Origin of the sequence: Spiribacter aquaticus (genome assembly GCF_007625215.1) — a bacterium.
GTDB classification, from domain to species: domain Bacteria; phylum Pseudomonadota; class Gammaproteobacteria; order Nitrococcales; family Nitrococcaceae; genus Spiribacter; species Spiribacter roseus.
The window spans coordinates 272,835-294,202 of the sequence record NZ_VMKP01000001.1 but is presented as its reverse complement, the minus strand read 5'-3'; the positions used below and the strand labels follow the sequence as shown (position 1 = coordinate 294,202).

The following is a 21,368-nucleotide window of genomic DNA, read 5'->3' as shown; positions in this document are numbered from 1 at the left end:
TATGCGGCGTTGCACCATTGCACAAGGTAATGTAGATAATACAAACCATCGGAATAACTAATGATGAGGGGCTCCATGCCGCGCTCGACCGACGTGCCCGCGCATTTCCGTCAGGACCGCCTCCGCCAGCTGCGCGCGTTCTGCCTGACCGCCGAGGCGGGTAGCATCTCGCGAGCGGCGGAGCGGCTCGCGGTCACCCAGCCCTCGGTCTCCGTGCAGATCCAGGCCCTCGAGCGCGAGCTGGGCATCACCCTGCTCGAGCGTCGTGGGCCGCGCATCCGCCTGACCCCCGACGGCGAAGCCCTCCATGCCGAGGCCCATCAGCTGGTCGAGGCCATCGACGGGCTCGCCGGCCGGTTCAGCGAGGGCAATCGCCCCCTCGACAGCGGTCGACTGGATATCGGCGCCGGCGAGTCGTCCACGCTCTATCTACTGCCCCCCATCCTCGAGCCTTTCATGGCCGAGTACCCCCACGTCGAGGTGCGTCTGCATCACCTGTCGGTGGGTGAGCTCATGGAGGCGCTGCGCCAGGATCGTGTCGACTTCGCCGTGGGCGCCATCTTGGATATGCCCGACGAGCTCCGCTACCGGGCCATCTATGCCTACGGGCTGTCGCTGATCACCCCGCCGGATCATCCGCTGGCGCGGCGTGACGTGATCACCATGCGCGACCTGGCCGGTCAGGACTACATCACCCCGCCGCGGGAGATGACCACCTGGCGGCTGATCGATCTGGTCTTCCAGCAGCATGCGGTGCGCTATCGGGTGCGACTTGAGGTGGGCAGCTGGGAGGCGGTGAAACGCTACGTGGGCCTCGGCTTTGGCATTGCCATCGTGAGCAACGTCTGCCTGACCGAGGCCAATTCGGATGTGGCGGTGCGCCCGCTACCGGCGGTCTTCCCCAAGCGCACCTACGGGGCGATGTCGCGGCGCGGGCGGTTTCTGTCGCCTCAGGCGCGGCGTTTTCTGGAGATGATGCGCCCGGACTTTTTCGACGCCGAGGATCTGCCCACGGGACTGCGCGGCTAGCGGTTGCTCAGCCGCAGCTCGATGCGCCGGTTGCGCGCCAGATCCTCGGGGCCGTCCCCCTCGACCAGGGGCTGATACTCGCCATACCCCACCGCGGCCAGCCGCTCGGGCGGGATTCCCTGATCGATCAGAAAGTCGAGGATGGACTGGGCCCGGGCGGTGGACAGCTCCCAGTTGGAGGGGAACTCCGGCGTGCTGATGGGCCGCCGGTCGGTGTGGCCCTCCACCTGCAGCACCCAGTCGATTTCGGGCGGGATGCGCTCGGCGATGCGATTCAGCGTCCGGGCCACCTGCTCGAGGCGCGCCTCGCCCCGTGGGCCGATCTCGGCCGAGGCGGTGTCGAAGAACAGCTCCGACTGGAAGCGGAATCGGTCACCGACGATCTCGATTTCCTCGACATCGCCCAGCACCTCGCGCAGCCGACCGAAGAACTCGGAGCGGTAGTCGGAAAGCTCCTCGACCTCGCGGGCCAGCTCGACATTGAGCCGCTCCACCAGGGTGTCGATGCGGGCCTGCTGCTCGGCCACCGTGTCCTGCTCGATCTCCAGCGACTCGGCCAGACTGCTGATCTGCTCACGCAGGGCCCGGACCTGGCGTCGCAGCGACTCGACCCGGGCCTCGGCATCGGCGGTCAGCTCCTGCTGGTCATCAAGGGCATTCTGCCGGTCCTCGATCTCGGCGACCAGGTCGCGGATACGCAGGTCGCGTGTCTCGATTTTCTCCTGGGCAAGGCGGGTGCGCTCCTGCTCGTCCGCCAGCCGGGCCTGGAGTTCGCGATTGCGGTCGCGCAGGGCGCCCACCTCGCTGCGGGTGTCCTCGAGGCTCGACTCGGTCTGCTCGAGGCTGGCGGCCAGTTCGCTCACCCGCGATTCGAGGTCGTCGCGCACCGACCTGAGCGCCGAGATGTCCTGCTGCAGCGAGGCGATCTCCATCAGGCTGGCTTCAAGATCGGCCTTCCCGACACGGACCTGCTCACGGGCCGCTTCCAGCTCCTCGCGGGTCAACTCGAGGGCGTCGCGGGCCTCGTCACGCTGGGCGAGCGTGGCATGCAGCTCCTCGTACAGACCCGAGACCTGCTCTTCAAGCCGGTCGCGCTCACGGCGCTCCATGGACAGCGTCTCGGCCATCTCCGAGAGCTCGGCACGCAGCGATTCGAGGGCCTGGTTGCGGTCCGAGAGCTGAGTGCTCAGATACAGCTGTGAGACCACAAAAAGCAGCAGAACGAATACGAAGGCCAACAGCACCGCCGCCAGCGCATCGACGAACCCCGGCCAGATATTGACCGACGAGCGATTGCCGCGATTGCCCCCGCGCATCCGGCGATCAGCCCCGATCGTTGCCGTTGAGGTGCGAGACGGTGCGCGTCAGCAGCCGGATCTCGTCGCGCAGTTCGGTCATCAGACGCTCGCGATCGGTGACCATTTCCTGGCGCATGTCCTGCAGCCCCTGGGCCATGGCGCGCAGCTGCTCGGTCTGTTCGCTGTCCTGGGTGCCCCGGGACTCGCTGACATCGGCCAGTCGACCGAGCACGCCCTGCAGCTCGGACTGGGTGCGCGTGAGGCCGATCAATCCACGCTGCTCGCTGTGTGACTGCTCCGCCAGCCGCGAGACCTCTTCGGTCAGCTCGATGATGCGCGCATCGACATTGCGACGCTCCTCGTCGCCCCGCGCCATGATCCGCTGGAGCTTATCGAGGCTGTCGGCGGTGTTCTCGAGCAGGGCCTGAATGTAGGCGGGCACCGAGCCCTCGCCGTCACCCCCCATCGCCCCGCTGGACAACCGGGTCTGACCCGACAGCCACTCCTCGAGGTCGTTATAGAAGCGGTTCTGGGCGTGGGACGCCTGCAGGTCGACGAACCCCAGCACCAGCGAGCTGGCCAGACCGAACAGCGACGAGCTGAACGCCGTGCCCATGCCCGTGAGCGGTGCCTGCAGACCGTCACGCAGCTCGGTGAAGATCTGCCCGGCGTTGGCGCCGTCGATGCGCAGGTTGGTGATCACGCCCCCCACGGCGCGCAGCGTGTCGAGCAGCCCCCAGAACGTGCCGAGCAGGCCGAGGAAGACCAGCAGGCCGATCAGATAGCGCGATATATCGCGGGATTCATCGAGCCGTGTACGGATGCCGTCGAGCACGGTGCGCATGGAGGTGGCGGACAGGCTGAACCGGTCGCCACGTCGGCCGGTGAGCATGCGCGCCATGGAGCCCAGCAGACGGCTGTTGGGCAGCGCCGGTGCATCGCCCTCCTCGGACTGGCGAAAGCGCCCGACCCAGTCGACCTCGGGCTTGAGCACCAGTACCTGGCGGCAGTCGATCACCAGCCCGACGAACAGCACGCTGAGGATCATGCCGTTGAAGACCGGGTTGGCCATGAAGGCATCGGTCAGTGGCTCGAGCAGCAGACCGCAGACGGCCGCGACGGCCGCCAGAAAAATAACGATCCAGATCAGGACGCGATTGGGATTGCGCACACCATTCCCCCCTGGTTGGGTCTTCGCCTGTGGGGCACACCTTACCGTGATTTCGTCCCCGATGGACCCCCGTGGCTGCGTTGACCGCCGCGGTTCGCTATCCTCGGCCCATGAACGATGCGATGCGCATTTACCGGAGCGGCCTCGGCCTGGCGCTGCTGGTGCTCACCGGGTTGATGGTGTACTGGCTGCAGCCGATCCTGACGCCGTTTCTGGCCGGGGCGCTGCTGGCCTACCTGGGCAACCCGCTGGCCTCGCGCCTGCAGCGGCTGGGTCTCAACCGCACGCTGTCGGTCAGCCTGGTGTTTCTGGCGCTGGCGGCGGTCGCCGTGGCAGTGGTGCTGATGCTGATCCCGCTGGTGGGCAGCCAGCTGGGGATGCTGCGCAGCCAGATGCCGGCCATGATCGAATGGGCCCAGACCCAGGCGCTGCCCGCGATCGAGCAGGCCCTGGGGGTCGACGCCTCGGTCATCGACCTGAACGTCGTCCGCGATGCCCTGTCCAGCCACTGGCAGTCCACCAGCAGCATCGCCGCCGGTATCGTCCAGCGCATCACCCAGTCCGGATTCGCCCTGGCCGGCGCGCTGGCGAGTCTGGCCCTGGTACCGGTGGTGGCTTTCTATCTGCTCCGCGACTGGGACCGTGTCCTTGCCGCCAGCCTGGCGCTGATCCCCGCCCGCTGGCGCGACACGGTGGCGGGCCTGGGGCGCGAGTGCGACGAGGTGGTGGGGGCCTTTCTGCGCGGCCAGCTGCTGGTCATGATCTGCCTGGGCATCTTCTACGCCGCCGGCCTGTGGCTAGTGGGCGTGCAGCTGGGCCTGCTGATCGGGCTGCTCTCAGGTCTGGCGGCGGTGGTCCCCTATCTGGGATTCATCGTGGGGATCGCGGCGGCGACACTGGCCACGCTGTTCCAGTTCAACGACTGGCTGATACCGCTGCTACTGGTGTGGGTGGTCTATGGCGCCGGCCAGGTCCTCGAATCGGCGGTGTTCACGCCACTGTTCGTGGGTGACCGGATCGGTCTGCATCCGGTCATCGTGATTTTCGCGGTGCTGGCCGGCGGCCAGCTGTTCGGGTTTGCCGGCGTGCTCCTCGCCCTGCCCATCGCCGCCGTGGTCGCCGTGCTGCTCCGCCATGCGCATGCCTTTGTGACGGGATAGACCGACGATGTCCGAGCGCCAACCTCTGCCACCGCCGCCCCGCGAACCGGATCTGGACGAGTGCTGCGGTAGCGGCTGCGACCCCTGCGTGTTCGACCTCTATGATCAGCGCGTCGAGCGCTGGCGCGATCGCTGCGCGGCCATTGAAGCCGCCAACCGCGAGGCCGGCTTCGGGCCGCGGGAGGACGCCGAGCGATGATGCGTCTGGTAAGCTTGGCGCTGATCATTGCCGCGCTGGCGTTCCTGCTCTCGCCACGCCTGCGGCGCAGGGCTCGGGCACGGGCGCCGATGTTCATCCTGGGGGCGGTTGCACTGACCGCCATCGGGCTGGCCATCACCGGGCGGCTGAACTGGATCTTCGCGGCGATCAGCGCCGCCCTGCCGGCCATCTGGCGGTTCGCGCCGCTGCTCAGGTTTCTGCCGGTGATCGCCCGGCTCACCGGTCGCGGTCGCGATGCCGGTGCCAGCCCCCGCGGCGATGACCCGGCGGCGGGCAATGCGCCGCCGCCGCGGCGCGATGGCCGCATGAGCCGGCAGGAGGCCGCGGACATGCTGGGGGTCGAAACGGATGCCGACCGCGACAGCGTCATGGCCGCCCACCGGCGGCTGATCCAGCGCTTGCATCCGGATCGCGGCGGTACCGACTATCTGGCCTCGCGTCTCAATGAAGCGCGCGACGTGCTGCTGGAGGTGCAACGCTGATGGCGGGCATGATCGCGCTGATTCTGGCGCTGCAGCTCATCGGCGAGGCGCTGGTCCGTCTGACCGGCGCGCCGGTTCCCGGTCCGGTGGTGGGGATGCTGCTGCTGGTGGCCCTGCTGGTGGTGCGCGGCGGCCCGCCGCCGGCGCTGTCACGCCTGGCCGAGACCCTGCTGGGTCATCTGTCACTGCTGTTCATTCCCGCGGGCGTGGGGGTGATCAGCTACTTGGGGCTGCTGGCCGATCGGTGGCTGGCGGTGACCGTGACCGTCATTGCCAGCACGCTGATCAGCCTGCTGGCGACGGCACTGACCCTGCGTTTTCTGCTCAACCGCGGCCCCGAGGATCCTTCCTGATGGCGGGGCTGTTCGAGATCTGGGTCTATCTGGCCGAACAGCCGCTGCTGTGGCTGACCATCACGGTCGGCACCTACGCGCTGGCCCAGTGGCTGTTCATGCGGGCGCGGCGTTTTCCCCTGCTCAATCCCGTACTGGTGGCGGTGACCCTGACCGTCCTGCTGCTGCTGGCCACCGGTACGGGCTATGACACCTACTTTGAGGGCGCCCAGTTCGTCCACTTTCTGCTGGGACCGGCCACGGTGCTGCTCGCCCTACCGCTCTACCAGCAGCTGCAGCGCCTGCAGCGCCAGTGGCTGCCGCTGGGCATCGCGCTGCTGGTGGGATCGATCACCGCCATTGCCAGTGCGGTCGGCATCGGCCATGCCCTGGGGCTGACCCCCTCAACGCTGCTCTCGCTGATGCCCAAGTCGGCCACCACGCCGATCGCCATCGGCGTTGCCGAAAAGCTGGGCGGCGAGGCCTCTCTGACCGCGGTGTTCGTGATCATGGCGGGCATCGCGGGGGCGGTCATCGGCATCCCGCTGATGCGCCTGCTGGGCGAGCGTGATGCCGCGGTCAAGGGCTTTGCCATGGGCGTTGCCGGGCATGGCATCGCCACCGCCCGCGCGTTTCAGCACAGCGATCAGGCCGGCGCCTACGCCGGGCTGGGGATGGGCCTCAATGCCACGCTGACGGCGCTGCTCGCGCCACTGGTGGCCTGGCTAATCGGCCTTTGACAGGGTCAGGTCGACCACCACGCGGACATCGTGGCCGGCCACTGAAGGATCGCTCCAGTCGCCCTGTCCCACGCCGTAGCGCGTGCGATCAATGACCACCGCGCCGTCCATCATGGCGCGGTCCCCGTCCACCTGCCAGGTGAACGGCAGGGTGACCGGGTGGCTGTTGCCGCGGATGGTCAGCGTGCCCTCGGCGGCGTAGCCGTCCTCCGTGGCGCGGATGGTGTCGGCCACGTAGGTCGCTTCGCCAAAGGCATCGACATTGAACCAGTCGTCGTTCGGAAGGGCCGAGTCGCGCTGCGAACTGCCGGTCTCGACGCTGGCGGTATCAATGCGCACATCGAAGCCGCTTGCCGCGAGATCATCCGCTGAAAAGCGCATGTCGGCGCTGAACGACTCGAAGCGTCCCTCGAACTCGCCCCCCTGCTGGGTGGCCTCGAATCCGAGCCGGCTGTCGTCGTGGATGATCGACCACTCGGTGGCGGCCGTCGCCGGGCCACTGGCAAGGCCGGCGGCACCCAGGGCCAACAGCAGTCCACGGCGCAGGCGATCCGCGCGGGCATTCATCATGATCGGCTCCTGTCGTCTGAGGCATGCCGCACCGGCAGCATGCGTCGGAGAATGTTGTCGCGCAGCACGAAGTGGTGGCGCAGGGCACCGCCAATGTGCGCGGTGAGCACCGCGACGAATCCCCAGAAAAAGGCCAGATGCAGGTTACTGGCCAGATCACCCAGCGACTCGCTGGCCGGGGTCAGGTTGGGGATCTGGACGAGTCCGAACACATTCAGCGGGAAATTCGCGGCGGAGTTGATGACATAGCCCGATAGCGGCATCAGCAGCATCAGCGCGTAGAGCGCGCGGTGCCCGGCCTTGGCCAGCCAGCGCTCATGCCGCGGCAGGCTGTCCGGCAGCGGCGGGGTCACGTTGATCCAGCGCCACACCAGCCGCAGCGCGACCAGCGCCAGCAGGGTGATGCCGAGGCTTTTATGGAGGGCGTATAACCGGAACTGCGCCGAGCCGGCGGGCATGTTGACCATCACCCAGCCAAGCACCATCGAGGTGGCGATGCCGGCGGCCATCAGCCAGTGCAGCAGCTGCGCGCCCGCGCCCCAGAACCGGGTCGTGTTGCGTATCGCGATCATGCCTTACAGACCACGGCCGCCGCGCTCGGGTTCAGCGCATGCCCCGGGCGGTCTTGATGGTGTCATAGGCCTTCTGGATATCCTGGGCCCGTTCCTTGGCGATGCGCATCATCTCCTCGGGCAGCCCCTTGGCGACCAGCTTGTCGGGATGGTGCTCGCTCATGAGCTTGCGCCAGGCCTTCTTGACCTCGGCATCGCTGGCGTCGGCGGAAACCCCCAGAGTGTCATAGGCCGCCTCCAGCTCGGACTCGCTGCCGGTCTGGTTGCTGGCGTGCCCGCCCATCATGGTCTCGAGGCGGGCGAAGTCTTCCTCCGACAGGCCCAGGCCGAGGGCAATGCGCCGCAGCATGTCGCGCTCGGCGTCATCGAAACTGCCATCCGCCAGGGCCGCCTGGATCTGGATTTCAAGGAATACCCGGACCAGCTGGACGTGGCCCCGGCAGTAGCGGCGGAACTCCTCGAGCGTCTGATCCAGATCGGCTTCGCCGTCGCGGCCGGCACTGAAGTAGCTGATGGCCTCTTCGCGCTGGGTGGGGTTGAGGTCCATCCGCGTCATCACCTGCTCGGCGATGCGGATCTCGGCCTGACTGACCCGGCCATCGGCCTTGCAGACATGGCCCATGACCACGAAGACGCTGCGGAAAAACGCCGCATGCACCATCTGCCGATGGCCGGCGCCGCCAGCGGCCTTGCGGGCCAGTCCCCGGTCAAAGAAATTGCCGATGACCAGACCGATCAGAGCGCCGACCCAGCCACCGGCCAATCCCCCGAAGATGGCGCCGAGGATCTTCCCGATCCAGATATTGGGTGTACTGATGACCGCCGCCCTAGTTCGCCTTGTGGATCGCGCGCTTATCCACCGCGAGGGCCGCCTCGTGGACCGCCTCGGACAGCGTCGGATGCGCATGAATGGTGCGGGCGAGGTCCTCGGCGCTGGCCTCGTACTCCATGGCCAGGGTGGCCTCGGCGATCAGCTCGCTGGTCTGCGGGCCCACCATGTGCACGCCCAGGATCCGGTCGGTTTCGGCATGGGCGATGATCTTGACCATGCCGTCGGACTGATCCATGGCCCGGGCGCGGCCCGTGGCACCAAAGCCGAAGGTGCCGCTGCGATGGGGAATGCCCGCGGCCTTGAGCTGGGCCTCGGTGCGGCCCACCCAGGCGATCTCGGGGTCGGTGTAGATCACCCACGGAATGGTGTCGTAGTTGACATGTCCGGCATGGCCGGCCATTCGCTCGGCCACCATCACACCCTCTTCCGAGCCCTTGTGCGCCAGCATGGGCCCGCGCACCACATCGCCCACGGCGTAGACGCCGGGGATGTTGGTCTCGCAGTAGTCGTTGACGTGCACGAAGCCCCGCTCGTCGGTCAGCAGGTCGGCATCCTCCGAGGCGAGGCCGTCGGTATTCGGCCGGCGGCCCACCGAGACCACCAGGCGATCGACCTGCATGTGCTGTTTGCCGTCCTTGTCCTCGTAGTGGACGCTGATGTTCTTGCCATCGCGCGTCTCGGTCACGCGGCAGCCCTGCCGGATCTCGAGCCCCTGCTTGGCGAACAGCTTCTTCGCCTCACGGGCCACCTGCTGATCCACCGGGGTGAGGAACGAGTCCTGTGCCTCGAGCAGCACCACCTTGGAGCCGAGCCGGTTCCAAACGCTGCCCATCTCCAGGCCGATCACGCCGGCGCCGATCACGCCGAGGCGCTTGGGCACCTCCTGGAACTCTTGGGCACCGGTGGAGCTGACGATGCGATCGCCGGTGAGCGGCGCCGCCCCGATCTCAATGGGCCGCGACCCGGTGGCAAGGATGATGTTGTCGGCGGACAGGGTCTTTTCCTTGCCCTTGTGGGGCTTGAACGCCACCTGGCGGTCGGCCAGCAGCTTGCCATGGCCCTGCAGCCACTCGATGTCGTTGGCCTTGAACAGCTGCTTGATGCCGCCGGTCAGGTCGGCCACCACCTTGTCCTTGCGCTTGATCATCTGCGGCACGTCAAGGCTGACCCCGTCGACCTTGATGCCGTGCTGTCCCAGCTGCGACTGGACGCGATGATAGTGCTCGGACGAGTCGAGCAGCGCCTTGGAGGGGATGCAGCCGACATTCAGGCAGGTTCCCCCGAGCGACGGCTCGCCGTCCTTGCGCCGGTACTCGTCGATCACGGCAACGCGCATGCCGAGCTGGGCGCAGCGGATGGCGCCCACATAGCCGGCCGGGCCGGCCCCGATGACGATGACGTCGTATGAATTCGTCATGATGACTCCCGAATTCGCTGGTATCAGACCTCGAGCAGCAGCCGTGCCGGGTCCTCAAGCATGTCCTTGATGGTGACGAGGAACTGGACCGCCTCCTTGCCATCGATGATGCGATGGTCGTAGGAGTGGGCCAGGTACATCATCGGCCGGACCACCACCTGACCATTCTCGGCCATGGGCCGTTCCTGGATCTTGTGCATGCCCATGATGCCGCTCTGCGGCGGATTGAGAATGGGCGTCGAGACCAGTGACCCGAAGATCCCGCCGTTGGTGATCGTGAACGTCCCGCCGGTCAGCTCCTCGATCTCGATCTTGCCCGCCTGCGCGCGCTGACCGAAGTCGGCGATGGTGGCCTCGATTTCGGCGAACGAGAGCTGATCGGCGTCACGCAGCACCGGCACCATCAGACCGCGCTCGGTGGACACGGCGATGCCGATGTCATAGTAGCCGTGGTAGAGGATGTCGGTGCCGTCGATGGAGGCGTTGACACTCGGGAAGCGCTTGAGCGCCTCGACCGCCGCCTTCACAAAGAACGACATGAAACCGAGCTTGGTGTCATGGGTCTTGACGAAGGCATCCTTGTGGCGGGCGCGCAGATCCATGACCGGCTGCATGTTGACCTCGTTGAAGGTGGTCAGCATGGCCGCGGTCTGCTGGGCCTGCACCAGGCGCTCGGCAATCCGCTGCCGCAGCCGGGTCATGGGCACCCGGCGCTCTTCGCGGTCACCGGTGGGCAGGCTGGCGGCGGGCGCCGGCGTCGATGCAGCCGGTGCGGCGGCTGGCGCGGCGGGCGCCGGTTCGCTGGAGGGGGCGGGCGCCGCTGCCGGCGCCGGGGCGGCCGCGCCGGAATCGCCTTCCCGAAGGGCCCGCAGGACATCCTCTTTGAGGATCCGGCCGTTGCGCCCGGTGGGCGTGATCGTCCGCGGATCCAGGTCGTTTTCCTCGACCAGGCTGCGCACCGCCGGGCTCAGCGCTGGGGCCTCGCCCGCCGCGGCGGCAGGGGCCGAGGCGGCGGGGGCCTCGTCGGCAGGCTCCGGCGCTGCGGCGGGCTTTTCCTCCGCCGGCGCTCCGGCAGCGGCGCCCCCGGTGCCCTCGCCCAGCACCGCCACCACTTCACCGGCGGTGACGGTCTCGCCCTCGGGCTTGAGGATTTCGCCCAGCACGCCGTCCTCGGGGGCCGGCACCTCGAGGACCACCTTATCGGTCTCAAGGTCGACAAGGTTCTCGTCGCGCTCCACCGCCTCGCCGGGTTGCTTGTGCCAGGTGACAACGGTGGCTTCGCTCACCGATTCCGGCAGCGCCGGTACTTTGACTTCGGTGCTCATCTACTCCTCGCTCTTGTTTTATCCGTGAACCTTGCCGAGCGCATCCGCCACCAGACGGCGCTGCTGTTCGAAATGCACCTTGGCGTAGCCGACCGCCGGCGAGGCCAGCGGATCGCGGCCCGCGTAGGTCAGCTTCTGATCGCGGGCGATGCACTGGGTCAGATGGTGATAGACCTGGTACCAGGCGCCCTGGTTCTTGGGCTCTTCCTGACACCAGACCACCGACTTCACCGTCTTGTAGCGCCGCTTCAGCAGCGCCGAGAGCTGCGCCTCGGGGAACGGGTAGAGCTGTTCGACGCGGATCAGCGCGACATCGCTGCGGCCCTGCTGGCGACGCTCCTCGAGCAGGTCGTAGTAGACCTTGCCGCTGCACAGCACCACCCGCTGGACGTTGCTCGGCCGCACCCCTTCGGTGTCGTCGATGACCACCTGGAAGTGCCCCCCTGAGAGGTCGTCCAGCACCGACGTCGAGAGCTTGTGCCGGAGCAGGCTCTTGGGCGTCATCACCACCAGCGGCTTGCGCCAGTGGCGCAGCATCTGCCGGCGGATCATGTGGAAGAACTGGGCCGGCGTGGAAGGCACGCAGACCTGGATGTTCTGCTCGGCGCAGAGCTGGAGAAAACGCTCGATGCGGGCCGAGGAATGCTCCGGGCCCTGACCCTCGTAGCCATGCGGCAGGTAGAGCGTGAGCCCGCAGAGCCGCCCCCACTTGGTCTCGCCCGAGGCGATGAACTGATCGATCAGCACCTGCGCCCCGTTGCTGAAGTCGCCGAACTGCGCCTCCCAGATCACCATCGTGCGCGGATCGGCCGTGGCGTAACCGTACTCGAAGCCGAGCACCGCTTCCTCGGAGAGCAGCGAATCGATCACCACGAAGTCTTTGCGGTCGGCCGGGATGGTCTTGAGCGGCGTGTGGGTGGAGCCATCGGCGGCGTTATGCAGCACCGAGTTGCGATGGAAAAACGTCCCGCGCCCCGAATCCTGGCCGGTCAGGCGCACGCAGTGCCCTTCCTCGAGCAGCCCGGCGTAGGCCATGGTCTCGGCGAATCCCCAGTCCATGGCCAGCGCGCCGGCGGCCATCTTGCGCCGGCTTTCCATGACCGTCGCCACCCGCGGGTTGAGCTCGAAGCCCTCGGGCAGCCACTGCAGCTTCTCCTGGAGTGCGCGGATCCGGTCCACCGACAGGGTGGTGTCCACCGGCTCATCCCAGCGGGCGTCAAAGTAGGGCGACCAGTCGACGGTGAACTCGTTGTCCTGCTCCTCGAGTGCGCCGGGCGCCACCACCTGCGCGGCATCCAGCGCATCGCGGTATTCCCGCTCCATGGCCTTGGCCCCATCGCGGTCGATGACGCCCTCGTCGGTGAGCTGATCGGCGTAGAGACTGCGCACCGACGGCCGCGCCTTGATCTTCTGGTACATCATCGGCTGGGTCGCCGATGGCTCGTCGGCCTCGTTATGGCCGTGGCGGCGGTAGCAGATCAGGTCGATGACCACATCCGAATGGAATTCCCGCCGGTAGTCCATCGCCAGCTGGGTCACGAACAGCACCGCCTCGGGATCGTCGCCGTTGACGTGAAAGATCGGCGCCTGAACCATCTTGGCCACTTCGGTGCAGTAGAACGTCGAGCGCGTATCAAGCGGGTTCGATGTGGTGAAGCCGATCTGGTTGTTGATCACCAGATGCACGGTGCCCCCGGTGTAAAAGCCCCGGGCCTGCGACAGCTGCAGGGTTTCCATCACCACACCCTGACCGGCCATGGCCGCATCACCGTGGATGAGCACCGGCAGCACCGAGCGGCCGTCCTCGTCATCGTGGCGATGCATGCGGGCGCGGGCCGACCCCTCGACCACCGGGTTGACGATCTCGAGATGCGAGGGGTTGAAGGCAAGTGCCAGATGCAGCGGTCCGCCGGGCGTGTCGATGTCCGAGGAATAGCCCATGTGGTATTTCACGTCGCCGGCGCTGGCATGCTCCGGGGCGTGCTCGCCCTCGAACTCGGCGAACAGCTCGGCCGGCGATTTGCCCATCAGGTTGATGAGCACGTTCAGGCGGCCGCGATGGGCCATGCCCAGGACCATTTCCTCGACCCCGTCACGGCCGCCACGCTGGACGATTTCATCGAGGATCGGCAGCGTCGCTTCGCCGCCCTCCAGCGAGAAGCGCTTCTGGCCCACGTACTTGCTGTTGAGATACTTCTCGATGCCCTCGGCGGCGGTCAGGCGATTGAGCAGGGCCTTTTTCTCGTCGGCACTGAGGTGGGGCCGCGCCTGCGGCTTCTCGAGCCGCTCCTGGATCCAGCGCTTCTGCGCGGTATCCGTGATGTGCATGTACTCCGAGCCGATCTTGCCCGAGTAGACCCGCTTCACCAGATCGACGATCTCGCGCAGGGTCAGGCGATCGGGTGCGGCCAGCGAGCCGGTGTTGAAGGCGGTATCGAGATCGTCATCGGTCAGGCCGTGAAACCCCGGATCGAGGTCCGGCACCTGCGGGCGCTCGCGCAGGTGCAGGGGATCGGTGTCGGCGTGCTGATGGCCACGCACCCGGTAGGCATTGATCAGGCGCAGCACCGCGGCCTGCTTCTGCGCGGCCACGGCATCCATGCCCTCGCTGGCGATGCGCGCGCGGCCCCGGCGGCTGCTGCGGCCGATCTCTTCGAAGGCTTCGCGGATCGGGGTATGGGGCACGTCGCGGCGGCCGTCGGGATCCAGCGCCTCGAGGTCGCGGAAGTAGTCCCGCCAGCGCGGTTCGACCGCGTCGGGATCCTCGAGGTACTTCTCGTACAGTGCTTCGATGAAGTTGGCGTTGGCACCGTTGAGATAGGAGTGACTGAGCGACTGTTCGAAAGGACCACTCATGGCAGTTTACCTGGCATCTGCGGTGGGAAAGCCTGTTTCCGGCGTATGTGCAAGTTAACCCGCAGCCCCCTTAAACGCAACGCCAATGGGCATTTACGGGCACCTGAAGGGAGCCGGAAAACCATCACTCTCTGCGGGCGCGGGAAAAACTGACCCCGAGGTCAGGTATTTGCGCGGCGGGACACCGGGCATCATGCCCCGTCGTCTTCCCCGGCCGGGCGATCCGTTGCCGGTGCCTCGAACCAGCGCGAGAAAAAGATCCCCAGCTCGAACAGCAGCCAGACCGGGACCGCCAGCAGCACCTGCGAGATGATATCCGGCGGCGTCAGCAGCATACCCACGGTGAACGCCGCCACGATCACGAACGGGCGCTTGGCCGCCAGCGCCTGGCGCGTCGTGGCGCCGCTGCGGACCAGCAGGATGGTGGCGACGGGCACCTCGAAGGACGCCCCGAAGGCGAAGAACAGGGTCATGATGAACGACAGATATTCGCCGATATCGGTCATCATCGACACGCCATCCGGCGTCGCCGAGGCAAAGAACTGGAACACCAGCGGGAAGACCACGAAGTAGGCGAAGGCCATGCCCAGATAGAACAGCAGCACGCTGGAGATCACCAGCGGCCAGATCAGGCGCTTTTCGTGGCGGTAGAGCCCCGGCGCCACAAACGCCCAGAGCTGGTAGAGCAGGAACGGAACACTCAGGAAGAACGCGCCGGCAAGCGCGACCTTGAGCGGGATCAGGAACGGGGTGGCCACCTGGGTGGCGATCATTGAGGTGCCCGGCGGCAGCACCGCCATCAGCGGCTCGGCGAGCGCGCTGTAGAGCGGCTCGCGGAACGGGTAGACCGCCAGAAACAGCACCAGCACGCAGCCACCGGCGTACAGCAGCCGGGTGCGCAGCTCGAGCAGGTGGGTCAGCAGCGGGCGGTCGGGATCACCGGCGTTGGAGTCACTGGCCGGATCGCTCACCGGGATTCATCTCCCTTGTCTTTCTCGGCCGCGGACTCGTCTGACCCGCGGGAGGGGTCGACCTGACCCACCGTCTCGGTGACCTTGCGCTTGGCCTCGCTGGCTTCGCGATCCACGGCGCGACGTGTCTGCTGGACACCGTCGATGTTCACCTCGCGCTCGACCTCATCGCGGATCGACTGGAAGGACGCGCGCGCGCGGCCCGCCCACAATCCCAGTGTGCGCATAAGACGGGGCAGGCGCTCGGGACCGACAACCACCAGGGCGATCGCCCCGATGATCAGCAACTCCCAGAAGCTGACATCCAGCATGAATGCGTTCCTCCGGCGGTCAGGCGTTGCCGCCGGACGAGTCCTTTTCCTTGACCTGCTCGCGTCGGGCCGTCGAGGACGTGGCGTCGCTCTCGGCGTCGTTCTCCTCGAGGCTTTCCGGGTCTTCCTGACTGTCCTGGCCGTCCTTTGCCGCTTTTTCGCCATCACTCATGGCGCTCTTGAACCCCTTGAGCGCACCACCCAGATCGGTACCGACGTTGCGCAGCTTCTTGGTGCCGAACAGCAACAGCACGATGACCAGTATCAATAAAAGAGACCAGGGACTGATTCCACCAGGACCCATAACGGATTACCTCCAGCGCGTGCCAACGGGCATTACTGCCCCTGTTTGTTCCGGGCCGCCTTCTCGGCGACGCCGGAGAGCCCGAAACGGCGCTCAAGCTCAGCAAGCACCGACCCGGAATCAAGCCCATGATGCGAGAGCATGATAAGGCTATGGAACCACAGATCGGCGGTTTCATAAACGATATCGTCACGCTCGCCGTTCTTTGACGCAACCACCGTCTCGGTGCATTCCTCGCCGAGCTTGCGAAGGATGCGATCAATGCCCCCCGCATGCAGCCCCGCCACGTAGGAACTCTCGGGATCGGCCTCGCGCCGCGCCGCCAGCACCGCGTCCAGGCGGCGCAGAATCTCGTCACTCATCGCTGCCCTCTCCATACATGTCAGCGGGATCACGCCGCACCGTATCGGTGATCCGCCAGCCGTCCGCCGCGAGCCGGCGGTAAAAGCAGCTCCGCCGTCCGGTGTGGCAGGCGACGCCACCGCGCTGCTCGACCTGCAGCAGCAGGGTGTCGCCATCGCAGTCGAGCTCAATCGCCCGCACCCGCTGGACGTTGCCCGAGGACTCGCCCTTGTGCCACGGCCGCTGCCGCGAGCGTGACCAGTACACCGCCTCGCCGGTGCGACGGGTGGTCTCGAGGGTCTGCGGGCTCATCCAGGCCATCATCAGCACACGGCCGTCATCGGCGTCCTGGGCAATCACCGGCACCAGGCCGTCGGCGTTCCAGGCGATCGCATCCAGCCAGTCCATCAGCGCACCTCGATCCCGGCCTCGGCCATGCAGGCCTTCGCCTCGGCAATGGTGTATTCCCCGAAATGGAAAATGCTGGCGGCCAGCACCGCATCGGCGTGCCCCTCGATGACCCCGTCCACCAGGTGCTGGAGGTTGCCGACCCCGCCGGAGGCGATCAGCGGCACGCCGGCCTGCTCGGAGATGGCGCGGTTGAGCGCATTGTCAAAGCCGATCCGGGTGCCATCCCGGTCCATGCTGGTCACCAGCAGCTCGCCGGCGCCGGCCGCGGCCATGCGCCGGGCCCAGTCGACGGCATCGAGCTCGGTCGGCTGGCGCCCGCCGTGGGTGAACACGCCCCAGCGCGGATCCCCGTCGGTGCCGCCCCGGCGCTTCGCATCGACGGCCACGACGATGCACTGCGAGCCGAACCGTGCCGCGGCCTCGCCCACCAGATCGGGGTCACGGATCGCCGCGGTGTTGATCGAGACCTTGTCCGCCCCGGCATTGAGCATGCGGCGCACATCCGCCACCGAGCGGATCCCGCCCCCCACGGTCAGCGGGATGAACACCTCCGAGGCGACCGCCTCGACGGTGTGGACCAGGGTGTCGCGCTGCTCGTGGCTGGCGGTGATGTCCAGAAAGGTCAGCTCATCCGCACCTGCGCGGTCATAGCGCCGGGCGATTTCCACCGGATCGCCGGCGTCGCGGATGTCCACGAACTGCACGCCCTTGACCACGCGGCCGGCGTTGATATCAAGGCAGGGAATGATGCGGCGCGCGACGCCCATGCTCAGCGCCCGCCCACCGTCTCGTCAGCCAGGCGCTGGGCCTCGGCCAGATCGATGCTGCCTTCATAGAGCGCCCGCCCCACGATGGCGCCACTGATCCCCGAGTCGGCCACCCGGCAGAGCTCGCGCACATCATCCAGCCCGGTGACACCGCCCGAGGCGATCACCGGGATGTCGATGGCGCGGGCCAGCTCGGCGGTGGCCTCGACATTGCTGCCGCGCATCATGCCGTCGCGGCCGATGTCGGTGAATACGATGGAATCGACACCGGCGTCTTCAAAACGCCGCGCCAGATCGCTGGCGGTGAGGGTCGAGACGCTCTCCCAGCCGTCGGTGGCGACGCGGCCCTCGCGGGCGTCAAGGCCCACCATGATGCGGCCGGGAAACTCCAGGCAGGCATCGTCGACAAAACTTGGCGTGCGCACCGCCTGGGTGCCGATGATCACGTAGTCCACACCGACATCCAGATAGGTCTGAATGACCTCGAAGCTGCGCAGACCGCCGCCGACCTGCACCTCGATACCGGGATGGGCCTCGGCGATGCGGCCGATCAGGTCGGCATTGACGGGGAAACCGGCGAGCGCTCCGTCCAGATCCACCAGATGCAGGCGCCGGGCGCCGGCCTCGACCCAGCGGTCGGCCACCGCCAGCGGGTCGTCCGAGAAGACCGTCTCATCCACCATGCGCCCCTGGCGCAGGCGCACACACTTGCCATCCTTGAGATCAATGGCGGGTATCAGCTGCATGGTTCTCCATCCCAGGCAAGAAAGTTCTCGAGCAGCCGCAGGCCGGGGGCCTGGCTTTTCTCCGGGTGAAACTGGGTCGCGAAGACATTGTCGGCGCCGATCGCCGCGGCGAACGGCCCACCATAGTCGCTGCGTCCCTGGACGATGGATGCGTCCGCGGGCTCTACGTAGTAGCTGTGCACAAAATAAAAGCGCGTCCCCGAGTCGATGCCGGCGAACAGCGGATGCGGCCGGGTCTGCTCCAGCCGGTTCCAGCCCATGTGCGGAATCTTGAGCTGCGGATCAGCGCCGGTCAGGTGCCGGAAATGCCGCACCGTGCCCGCGAAATGGCCCAGCGCCTCGACGCCGTCGTTTTCCTCGCTGCGGCTCATCAGTGCCTGCATGCCCATGCAGATCCCCAGAAACGGGCGATCGCGCATGACCCGTTCCAGCACGTCCACCAGCTCGTAGCGATGCAGCGCGCTCATGCAGTCACGCACCGCGCCCTGACCGGGAAACACCACCCGATCCGCCGCCTCGATGACGGCGGGGTCGTCACTGACCCGCACCTCGGCGGCGCCGACGTGGGTCAGCGCGCGCTCCACCGAGCGCAGGTTGCCCATGCCATAGTCGATGATCGCGATCACAGCGCGCCCTTCGTCGATGGCAGCTCGTTGCCGCTGCGCGGATCACTGCTGCAGGCCATGCGCAGGGCCCGGCCGCCGGCCTTGAACAGGGTCTCGGCGACGTGGTGGGCGTTGTCCCCCTGCAGGCTGTCCATGTGCAGCGTCACCGCCGCCTGACTGGCGAAGCCCTGCCAGAATTCGCGCACCAGCTCGGTGTCAAAATCACCGACCCGGGCGGTGGGGAACGTCACCCGGTAATACAGCCCCGGCCGGCCGGACAGGTCCACGACCACGCGGGAGAGTGCCTCGTCGAGGGGGCAGAAGGCATGGCCATAACGGACGATGCCGCGCTTTTCGCCGACGGCGGCGGCAAATGCCTGGCCCAGGGCGATGCCGACATCCTCGACGGTGTGATGGGCATCGATGTGCAGATCGCCGGCCGCACTCACCTCAAGATCGAACAGCCCGTGACGGGCCAGCTGGTCGAGCATGTGGTCGAAAAAGCCCACGCCGGTCCGGCGTGTGCCCGCTCCGGAGCCGTCCAGATCAAGACTGACCCGGATGCGCGTCTCGAGCGTGTCGCGCTCGATGGTTGCCCTGCGTTCGCTCATGGGTGTGGCGCCTTGCAATGAATGCGGCGAAGGATAGCACGCCGCCGCGGTCACTTTGAGTCGGGCGGCACGCTCAGCCAGAAGGTCACCGGCCCGTCATTGCACAGGCTGACCTGCATGTCGGCACCGAAAACGCCGGCCTCCACCCGGGGATGCCGTCGACGGGCCTCGTCCACCAGCTGATCAAAGCGCTGCGCGGCGGTCGCCGGCGGTGCCGCTGCGGAAAACCCCGGCCGCGTGCCCTTACGGGTATCCGCCACCAGGGTGAACTGCGGGACCAGCAGCAGACCGCCACCGGTGTCGGTCAGGCTGCGGTTCATGCGCTCGCTGGCATCCGCGAACACCCGATAGGCCAGCAGCCGCTCGATGAGGCGCGCACCACCCGCCGGCGTATCGCCCTGCTCCACGCCCACCAGCACCAGCAGCCCCGCGTCGATGGCCGCCACCGTCGCGTCGTCGACCCGGACCTCGGCCCGGGCGACGCGCTGGAGCAGGCCGATCACTGCCCGTCCAGGCGTTTGAGGCGGACCTCAAGCTCCTTGACGATCTGCATGTCGCCCCGTCGGCGCGCCGCCTCCAGACCGCTGCGGAAGGTCTCGGCGGCGGCCTCACGCTCGCCGGCCTTCAACTGCAGCCGCCCCAGCGCCCGCCAGGCGGCCGAGTAATCGGGATCGAATTCGATGGCGCGCCGCAGATGGGCCTGGGCCGCCTGCGTGTCACCCTCGCGGGCCAGCGCCTCGCCCAGGGTCAGGCGCGGCATGGCCCCGTCGCGCCCGCCGTCGATCATCTTTTTCAGTGCCTCGATATCCATACCGGGCAGGCTACCAAGCCGGGCGTCAACGCCGCCAGAATGCCGGCGTAAAAAGCACCAGCAGGGTGAAGATCTCGAGCCGGCCCATGATCATCGCCACACACATGACCAGCTTGGGCCCCGCCCCCACGCCAGCGAAATTGGCGGCGACGTCTCCCAGCGCCGGGCCCAGGTTGGCAAGCCCCGAGGCCACCGCCGAGAAGGCCGTGATCTGATCAAGCCCCATGGCCAGCATGAGCAGCATCAGCAGGACGAACAGCAGGACATAGGCGGCAAAGAACCCCCAGACCGCGTCGATGACCCGCTCGCTGACCGGCCGGTCGCCGATCTTGACCGGGATCTGCGCCTGGGGGTGGATCAGGCGCAGGATCTCGCGCCCGCCCTGGCGCCAGAGCAGCAGGATGCGCATTACCTTGAGACCGCCCGAGGTGGAGTTGGCACAGCCGCCGACCACCGCCACGAACAGCAGCAGCACCGGCAGGAAGGCCGGCCAGACATAATACGAGGCCGTGGTATACCCGGTGGTGGTGGCGAACGAGACCACCTGAAAGATGGCGTGATGCCAGGTCTCGTCCAGCAGCAGGCTGTGCGCGGCCTGATAGATCAGCAGCCCGCCCAGCACCAGCACCGTCACCAGGGCCAGCACGGTCAGAAAGGTCACCAGCTCGGGGTCGCTGCGCCAGGGCTCGGTGCTGCGGCGCCGCCAGGCCATGAAGTGCAGGGAGTAGTTGAGCGCCGAGATGATCATGAACACCACCGCGATCATCTCGATCAGGGCACTGTCGAAATAACCCATGCTGGCGTCGTGGGTCGAGAAGCCGCCGGTGGCGATGGTGGTGAAGGCATGCATCACCGCATCAAACGGCCCCATGCCGGCCGCCCAGTAGGCCAGGGCGCAGGCCACCGTCAGCCCCAGGTAGATGTACCACAGCGCCTTGGCGGTCTCGGCGATGCGCGGGGTCAGCTTGGCATCCTTGACCGGACCCGGCAGCTCGGCGCGGTAGAGCTGCATGCCACCGATGCCCAGCATGGGCAGGATGGCCACGGCCAGCACGATGATCCCCATGCCGCCCAGCCACTGCAGCTGCTGGCGATAGTAGAGGATGGACACCGGCAGGGCGTCGAGCCCGGTCAGCGCCGTGGCGCCAGTGGTGGTGAGCCCCGAGACGCTCTCGAACAGGGCGTCGACGAAGGCCAGCGGGACCACGGTCTGGAGCGCCAGTGGCAGCGAACCGGCGGCGCCCAGCACCACCCAGAACATCGCCACCACAAAGAACCCGTCGCGGATGCGCAGCTCGCGGCGCGACTGGCGGACCGGCAGCCAGAGCAGCCCGCCCACGGCCAGCAGCAGGCCGGAGGTCAGGAAAAACGCCTCGGCCACCCCGTCGGCCGCGATCACGCTCACCAGGGCGGGCGGCAGCATCGTCACGCTGAACACCATCAGCAGGACACCCAGCACGCGTTGGACGGCATCGGGATGCATGA

General features: G+C 67.3%; 26 protein-coding genes. 6 read left to right on the top strand and 20 right to left on the bottom strand.

The window, feature by feature from the left end; all coding sequences use genetic code 11:
• The first annotated feature begins 75 nt into the window (after positions 1-75).
• Entirely contained in the window at positions 76-1,029 is a 954-nt protein-coding gene (locus FPL11_RS01440) for a LysR family transcriptional regulator (RefSeq protein WP_144346929.1), read from the top strand.
• Here the strand turns inward: FPL11_RS01440 and FPL11_RS01435 are convergent.
• Together FPL11_RS01435 and FPL11_RS01430 are read right to left on the bottom strand one after the other, a co-directional pair.
• Complete coding sequence (locus FPL11_RS01435) at positions 1,026-2,345, bottom strand: OmpA family protein (RefSeq protein ID WP_144346928.1); 1,320 nt, start codon at positions 2,343-2,345, stop codon at positions 1,026-1,028. The genes FPL11_RS01440 and FPL11_RS01435 overlap by 4 nt on opposite strands.
• A 7-nt stretch (positions 2,346-2,352) precedes the next feature.
• Positions 2,353-3,498 carry a flagellar motor protein MotA gene (locus FPL11_RS01430; RefSeq protein WP_110882271.1) on the bottom strand — a complete coding sequence of 382 codons (1,146 nt, stop codon included), beginning with the start codon at positions 3,496-3,498 and terminating at the stop codon, positions 2,353-2,355.
• A gap of 110 nt (positions 3,499-3,608) precedes the next feature.
• Here FPL11_RS01430 and FPL11_RS01425 point away from each other — a divergent pair, with 110 nt between their 5' ends.
• The 5 genes from FPL11_RS01425 to FPL11_RS01405 are packed head-to-tail and all read left to right on the top strand — an operon-like array spanning position 3,609 to position 6,432.
• Entirely contained in the window at positions 3,609-4,658 is a 1,050-nt protein-coding gene (locus FPL11_RS01425; protein ID WP_144346927.1) for an AI-2E family transporter, read from the top strand.
• 7 nt (positions 4,659-4,665) lie between these two features.
• Positions 4,666-4,857, top strand: a complete 192-nt coding sequence (locus FPL11_RS01420; protein WP_110882269.1) for an oxidoreductase-like domain-containing protein — start codon at positions 4,666-4,668, stop codon at positions 4,855-4,857.
• Complete coding sequence (locus tag FPL11_RS01415) at positions 4,854-5,360, top strand: J domain-containing protein (RefSeq protein WP_144346926.1); 507 nt, start codon at positions 4,854-4,856, stop codon at positions 5,358-5,360. The genes FPL11_RS01420 and FPL11_RS01415 overlap by 4 nt, the downstream gene beginning before the upstream one ends.
• Positions 5,360-5,713: a CidA/LrgA family protein gene (locus FPL11_RS01410; RefSeq protein WP_144346925.1), complete on the top strand. Its 354-nt coding sequence runs from the start codon at positions 5,360-5,362 to the stop codon at positions 5,711-5,713. The genes FPL11_RS01415 and FPL11_RS01410 overlap by 1 nt, the downstream gene beginning before the upstream one ends.
• A complete protein-coding gene (locus tag FPL11_RS01405) occupies positions 5,713-6,432 on the top strand; it encodes an LrgB family protein (RefSeq protein ID WP_110882266.1) in 720 nt (239 codons plus the stop codon). Before FPL11_RS01410 ends, FPL11_RS01405 begins: the two co-directional genes overlap by 1 nt.
• Here FPL11_RS01405 and FPL11_RS01400 read toward each other — a convergent pair.
• The 18 genes from FPL11_RS01400 to FPL11_RS01315 all read right to left on the bottom strand — a co-directional run bounded on the left by FPL11_RS01400 (position 6,418) and on the right by FPL11_RS01315 (position 21,366).
• Positions 6,418-7,002 (bottom strand): YceI family protein, encoded by a 585-nt coding sequence (locus tag FPL11_RS01400; RefSeq protein WP_110882265.1) that lies wholly within the window; start codon positions 7,000-7,002, stop codon positions 6,418-6,420. The genes FPL11_RS01405 and FPL11_RS01400 overlap by 15 nt on opposite strands.
• Positions 6,999-7,574 (bottom strand): cytochrome b, encoded by a 576-nt coding sequence (locus FPL11_RS01395; protein ID WP_110882264.1) that lies wholly within the window; start codon positions 7,572-7,574, stop codon positions 6,999-7,001. The genes FPL11_RS01400 and FPL11_RS01395 overlap by 4 nt, the downstream gene beginning before the upstream one ends.
• A 31-nt stretch (positions 7,575-7,605) precedes the next feature.
• Positions 7,606-8,361, bottom strand: coding sequence for a co-chaperone DjlA (gene djlA, locus FPL11_RS01390; protein WP_255425110.1), 756 nt, complete (start codon positions 8,359-8,361; stop codon positions 7,606-7,608).
• Positions 8,362-8,401: 40 nt separating this feature from the next.
• The gene (gene lpdA, locus FPL11_RS01385) at positions 8,402-9,823 is read right to left on the bottom strand and encodes a dihydrolipoyl dehydrogenase (RefSeq protein ID WP_144346923.1); all 1,422 of its coding nucleotides are present in this window, start codon (positions 9,821-9,823) and stop codon (positions 8,402-8,404) included.
• 23 nt (positions 9,824-9,846) lie between these two features.
• Positions 9,847-11,148, bottom strand: coding sequence for a 2-oxoglutarate dehydrogenase complex dihydrolipoyllysine-residue succinyltransferase (odhB, locus tag FPL11_RS01380; protein WP_110882262.1), 1,302 nt, complete (start codon positions 11,146-11,148; stop codon positions 9,847-9,849).
• An 18-nt stretch (positions 11,149-11,166) separates the two neighbouring features.
• Entirely contained in the window at positions 11,167-14,004 is a 2,838-nt protein-coding gene (locus FPL11_RS01375; protein ID WP_110882261.1) for a 2-oxoglutarate dehydrogenase E1 component, read from the bottom strand.
• Between the two features lie 191 nt (positions 14,005-14,195).
• Positions 14,196-14,975, bottom strand: a complete 780-nt coding sequence (gene tatC, locus FPL11_RS01370) for a twin-arginine translocase subunit TatC (protein WP_110882260.1) — start codon at positions 14,973-14,975, stop codon at positions 14,196-14,198.
• Positions 14,972-15,286: a Sec-independent protein translocase protein TatB gene (gene tatB / locus FPL11_RS01365; RefSeq protein WP_144346922.1), complete on the bottom strand. Its 315-nt coding sequence runs from the start codon at positions 15,284-15,286 to the stop codon at positions 14,972-14,974. Before tatB ends, tatC begins: the two co-directional genes overlap by 4 nt.
• A 19-nt stretch (positions 15,287-15,305) precedes the next feature.
• A complete protein-coding gene (gene tatA / locus FPL11_RS01360) occupies positions 15,306-15,590 on the bottom strand; it encodes a twin-arginine translocase TatA/TatE family subunit (RefSeq protein ID WP_110882258.1) in 285 nt (94 codons plus the stop codon).
• A gap of 32 nt (positions 15,591-15,622) precedes the next feature.
• Positions 15,623-15,952, bottom strand: coding sequence for a phosphoribosyl-ATP diphosphatase (locus FPL11_RS01355; RefSeq protein ID WP_144346921.1), 330 nt, complete (start codon positions 15,950-15,952; stop codon positions 15,623-15,625).
• Positions 15,945-16,340 (bottom strand): phosphoribosyl-AMP cyclohydrolase, encoded by a 396-nt coding sequence (hisI, locus tag FPL11_RS01350; RefSeq protein ID WP_144346920.1) that lies wholly within the window; start codon positions 16,338-16,340, stop codon positions 15,945-15,947. The genes FPL11_RS01355 and hisI overlap by 8 nt, the downstream gene beginning before the upstream one ends.
• Positions 16,340-17,110: an imidazole glycerol phosphate synthase subunit HisF gene (gene hisF / locus FPL11_RS01345; RefSeq protein WP_110882255.1), complete on the bottom strand. Its 771-nt coding sequence runs from the start codon at positions 17,108-17,110 to the stop codon at positions 16,340-16,342. The genes hisI and hisF overlap by 1 nt, the downstream gene beginning before the upstream one ends.
• A 2-nt stretch (positions 17,111-17,112) precedes the next feature.
• Complete coding sequence (hisA, locus tag FPL11_RS01340) at positions 17,113-17,856, bottom strand: 1-(5-phosphoribosyl)-5-[(5-phosphoribosylamino)methylideneamino]imidazole-4-carboxamide isomerase (RefSeq protein WP_144346919.1); 744 nt, start codon at positions 17,854-17,856, stop codon at positions 17,113-17,115.
• Positions 17,847-18,482 carry an imidazole glycerol phosphate synthase subunit HisH gene (gene hisH, locus FPL11_RS01335; RefSeq protein ID WP_407810574.1) on the bottom strand — a complete coding sequence of 212 codons (636 nt, stop codon included), beginning with the start codon at positions 18,480-18,482 and terminating at the stop codon, positions 17,847-17,849. Before hisH ends, hisA begins: the two co-directional genes overlap by 10 nt.
• A complete protein-coding gene (gene hisB, locus FPL11_RS01330) occupies positions 18,479-19,072 on the bottom strand; it encodes an imidazoleglycerol-phosphate dehydratase HisB (RefSeq protein WP_144346918.1) in 594 nt (197 codons plus the stop codon). Before hisB ends, hisH begins: the two co-directional genes overlap by 4 nt.
• Before the next feature lie 50 nt (positions 19,073-19,122).
• Entirely contained in the window at positions 19,123-19,575 is a 453-nt protein-coding gene (gene dtd, locus FPL11_RS01325) for a D-aminoacyl-tRNA deacylase (RefSeq protein WP_144346917.1), read from the bottom strand.
• The gene (locus tag FPL11_RS01320; RefSeq protein WP_110882251.1) at positions 19,572-19,883 is read right to left on the bottom strand and encodes a tetratricopeptide repeat protein; all 312 of its coding nucleotides are present in this window, start codon (positions 19,881-19,883) and stop codon (positions 19,572-19,574) included. The genes dtd and FPL11_RS01320 overlap by 4 nt, the downstream gene beginning before the upstream one ends.
• Before the next feature lie 25 nt (positions 19,884-19,908).
• The gene (locus FPL11_RS01315) at positions 19,909-21,366 is read right to left on the bottom strand and encodes a TrkH family potassium uptake protein (protein ID WP_144346916.1); all 1,458 of its coding nucleotides are present in this window, start codon (positions 21,364-21,366) and stop codon (positions 19,909-19,911) included.
• Positions 21,367-21,368 lie beyond the last annotated feature (2 nt).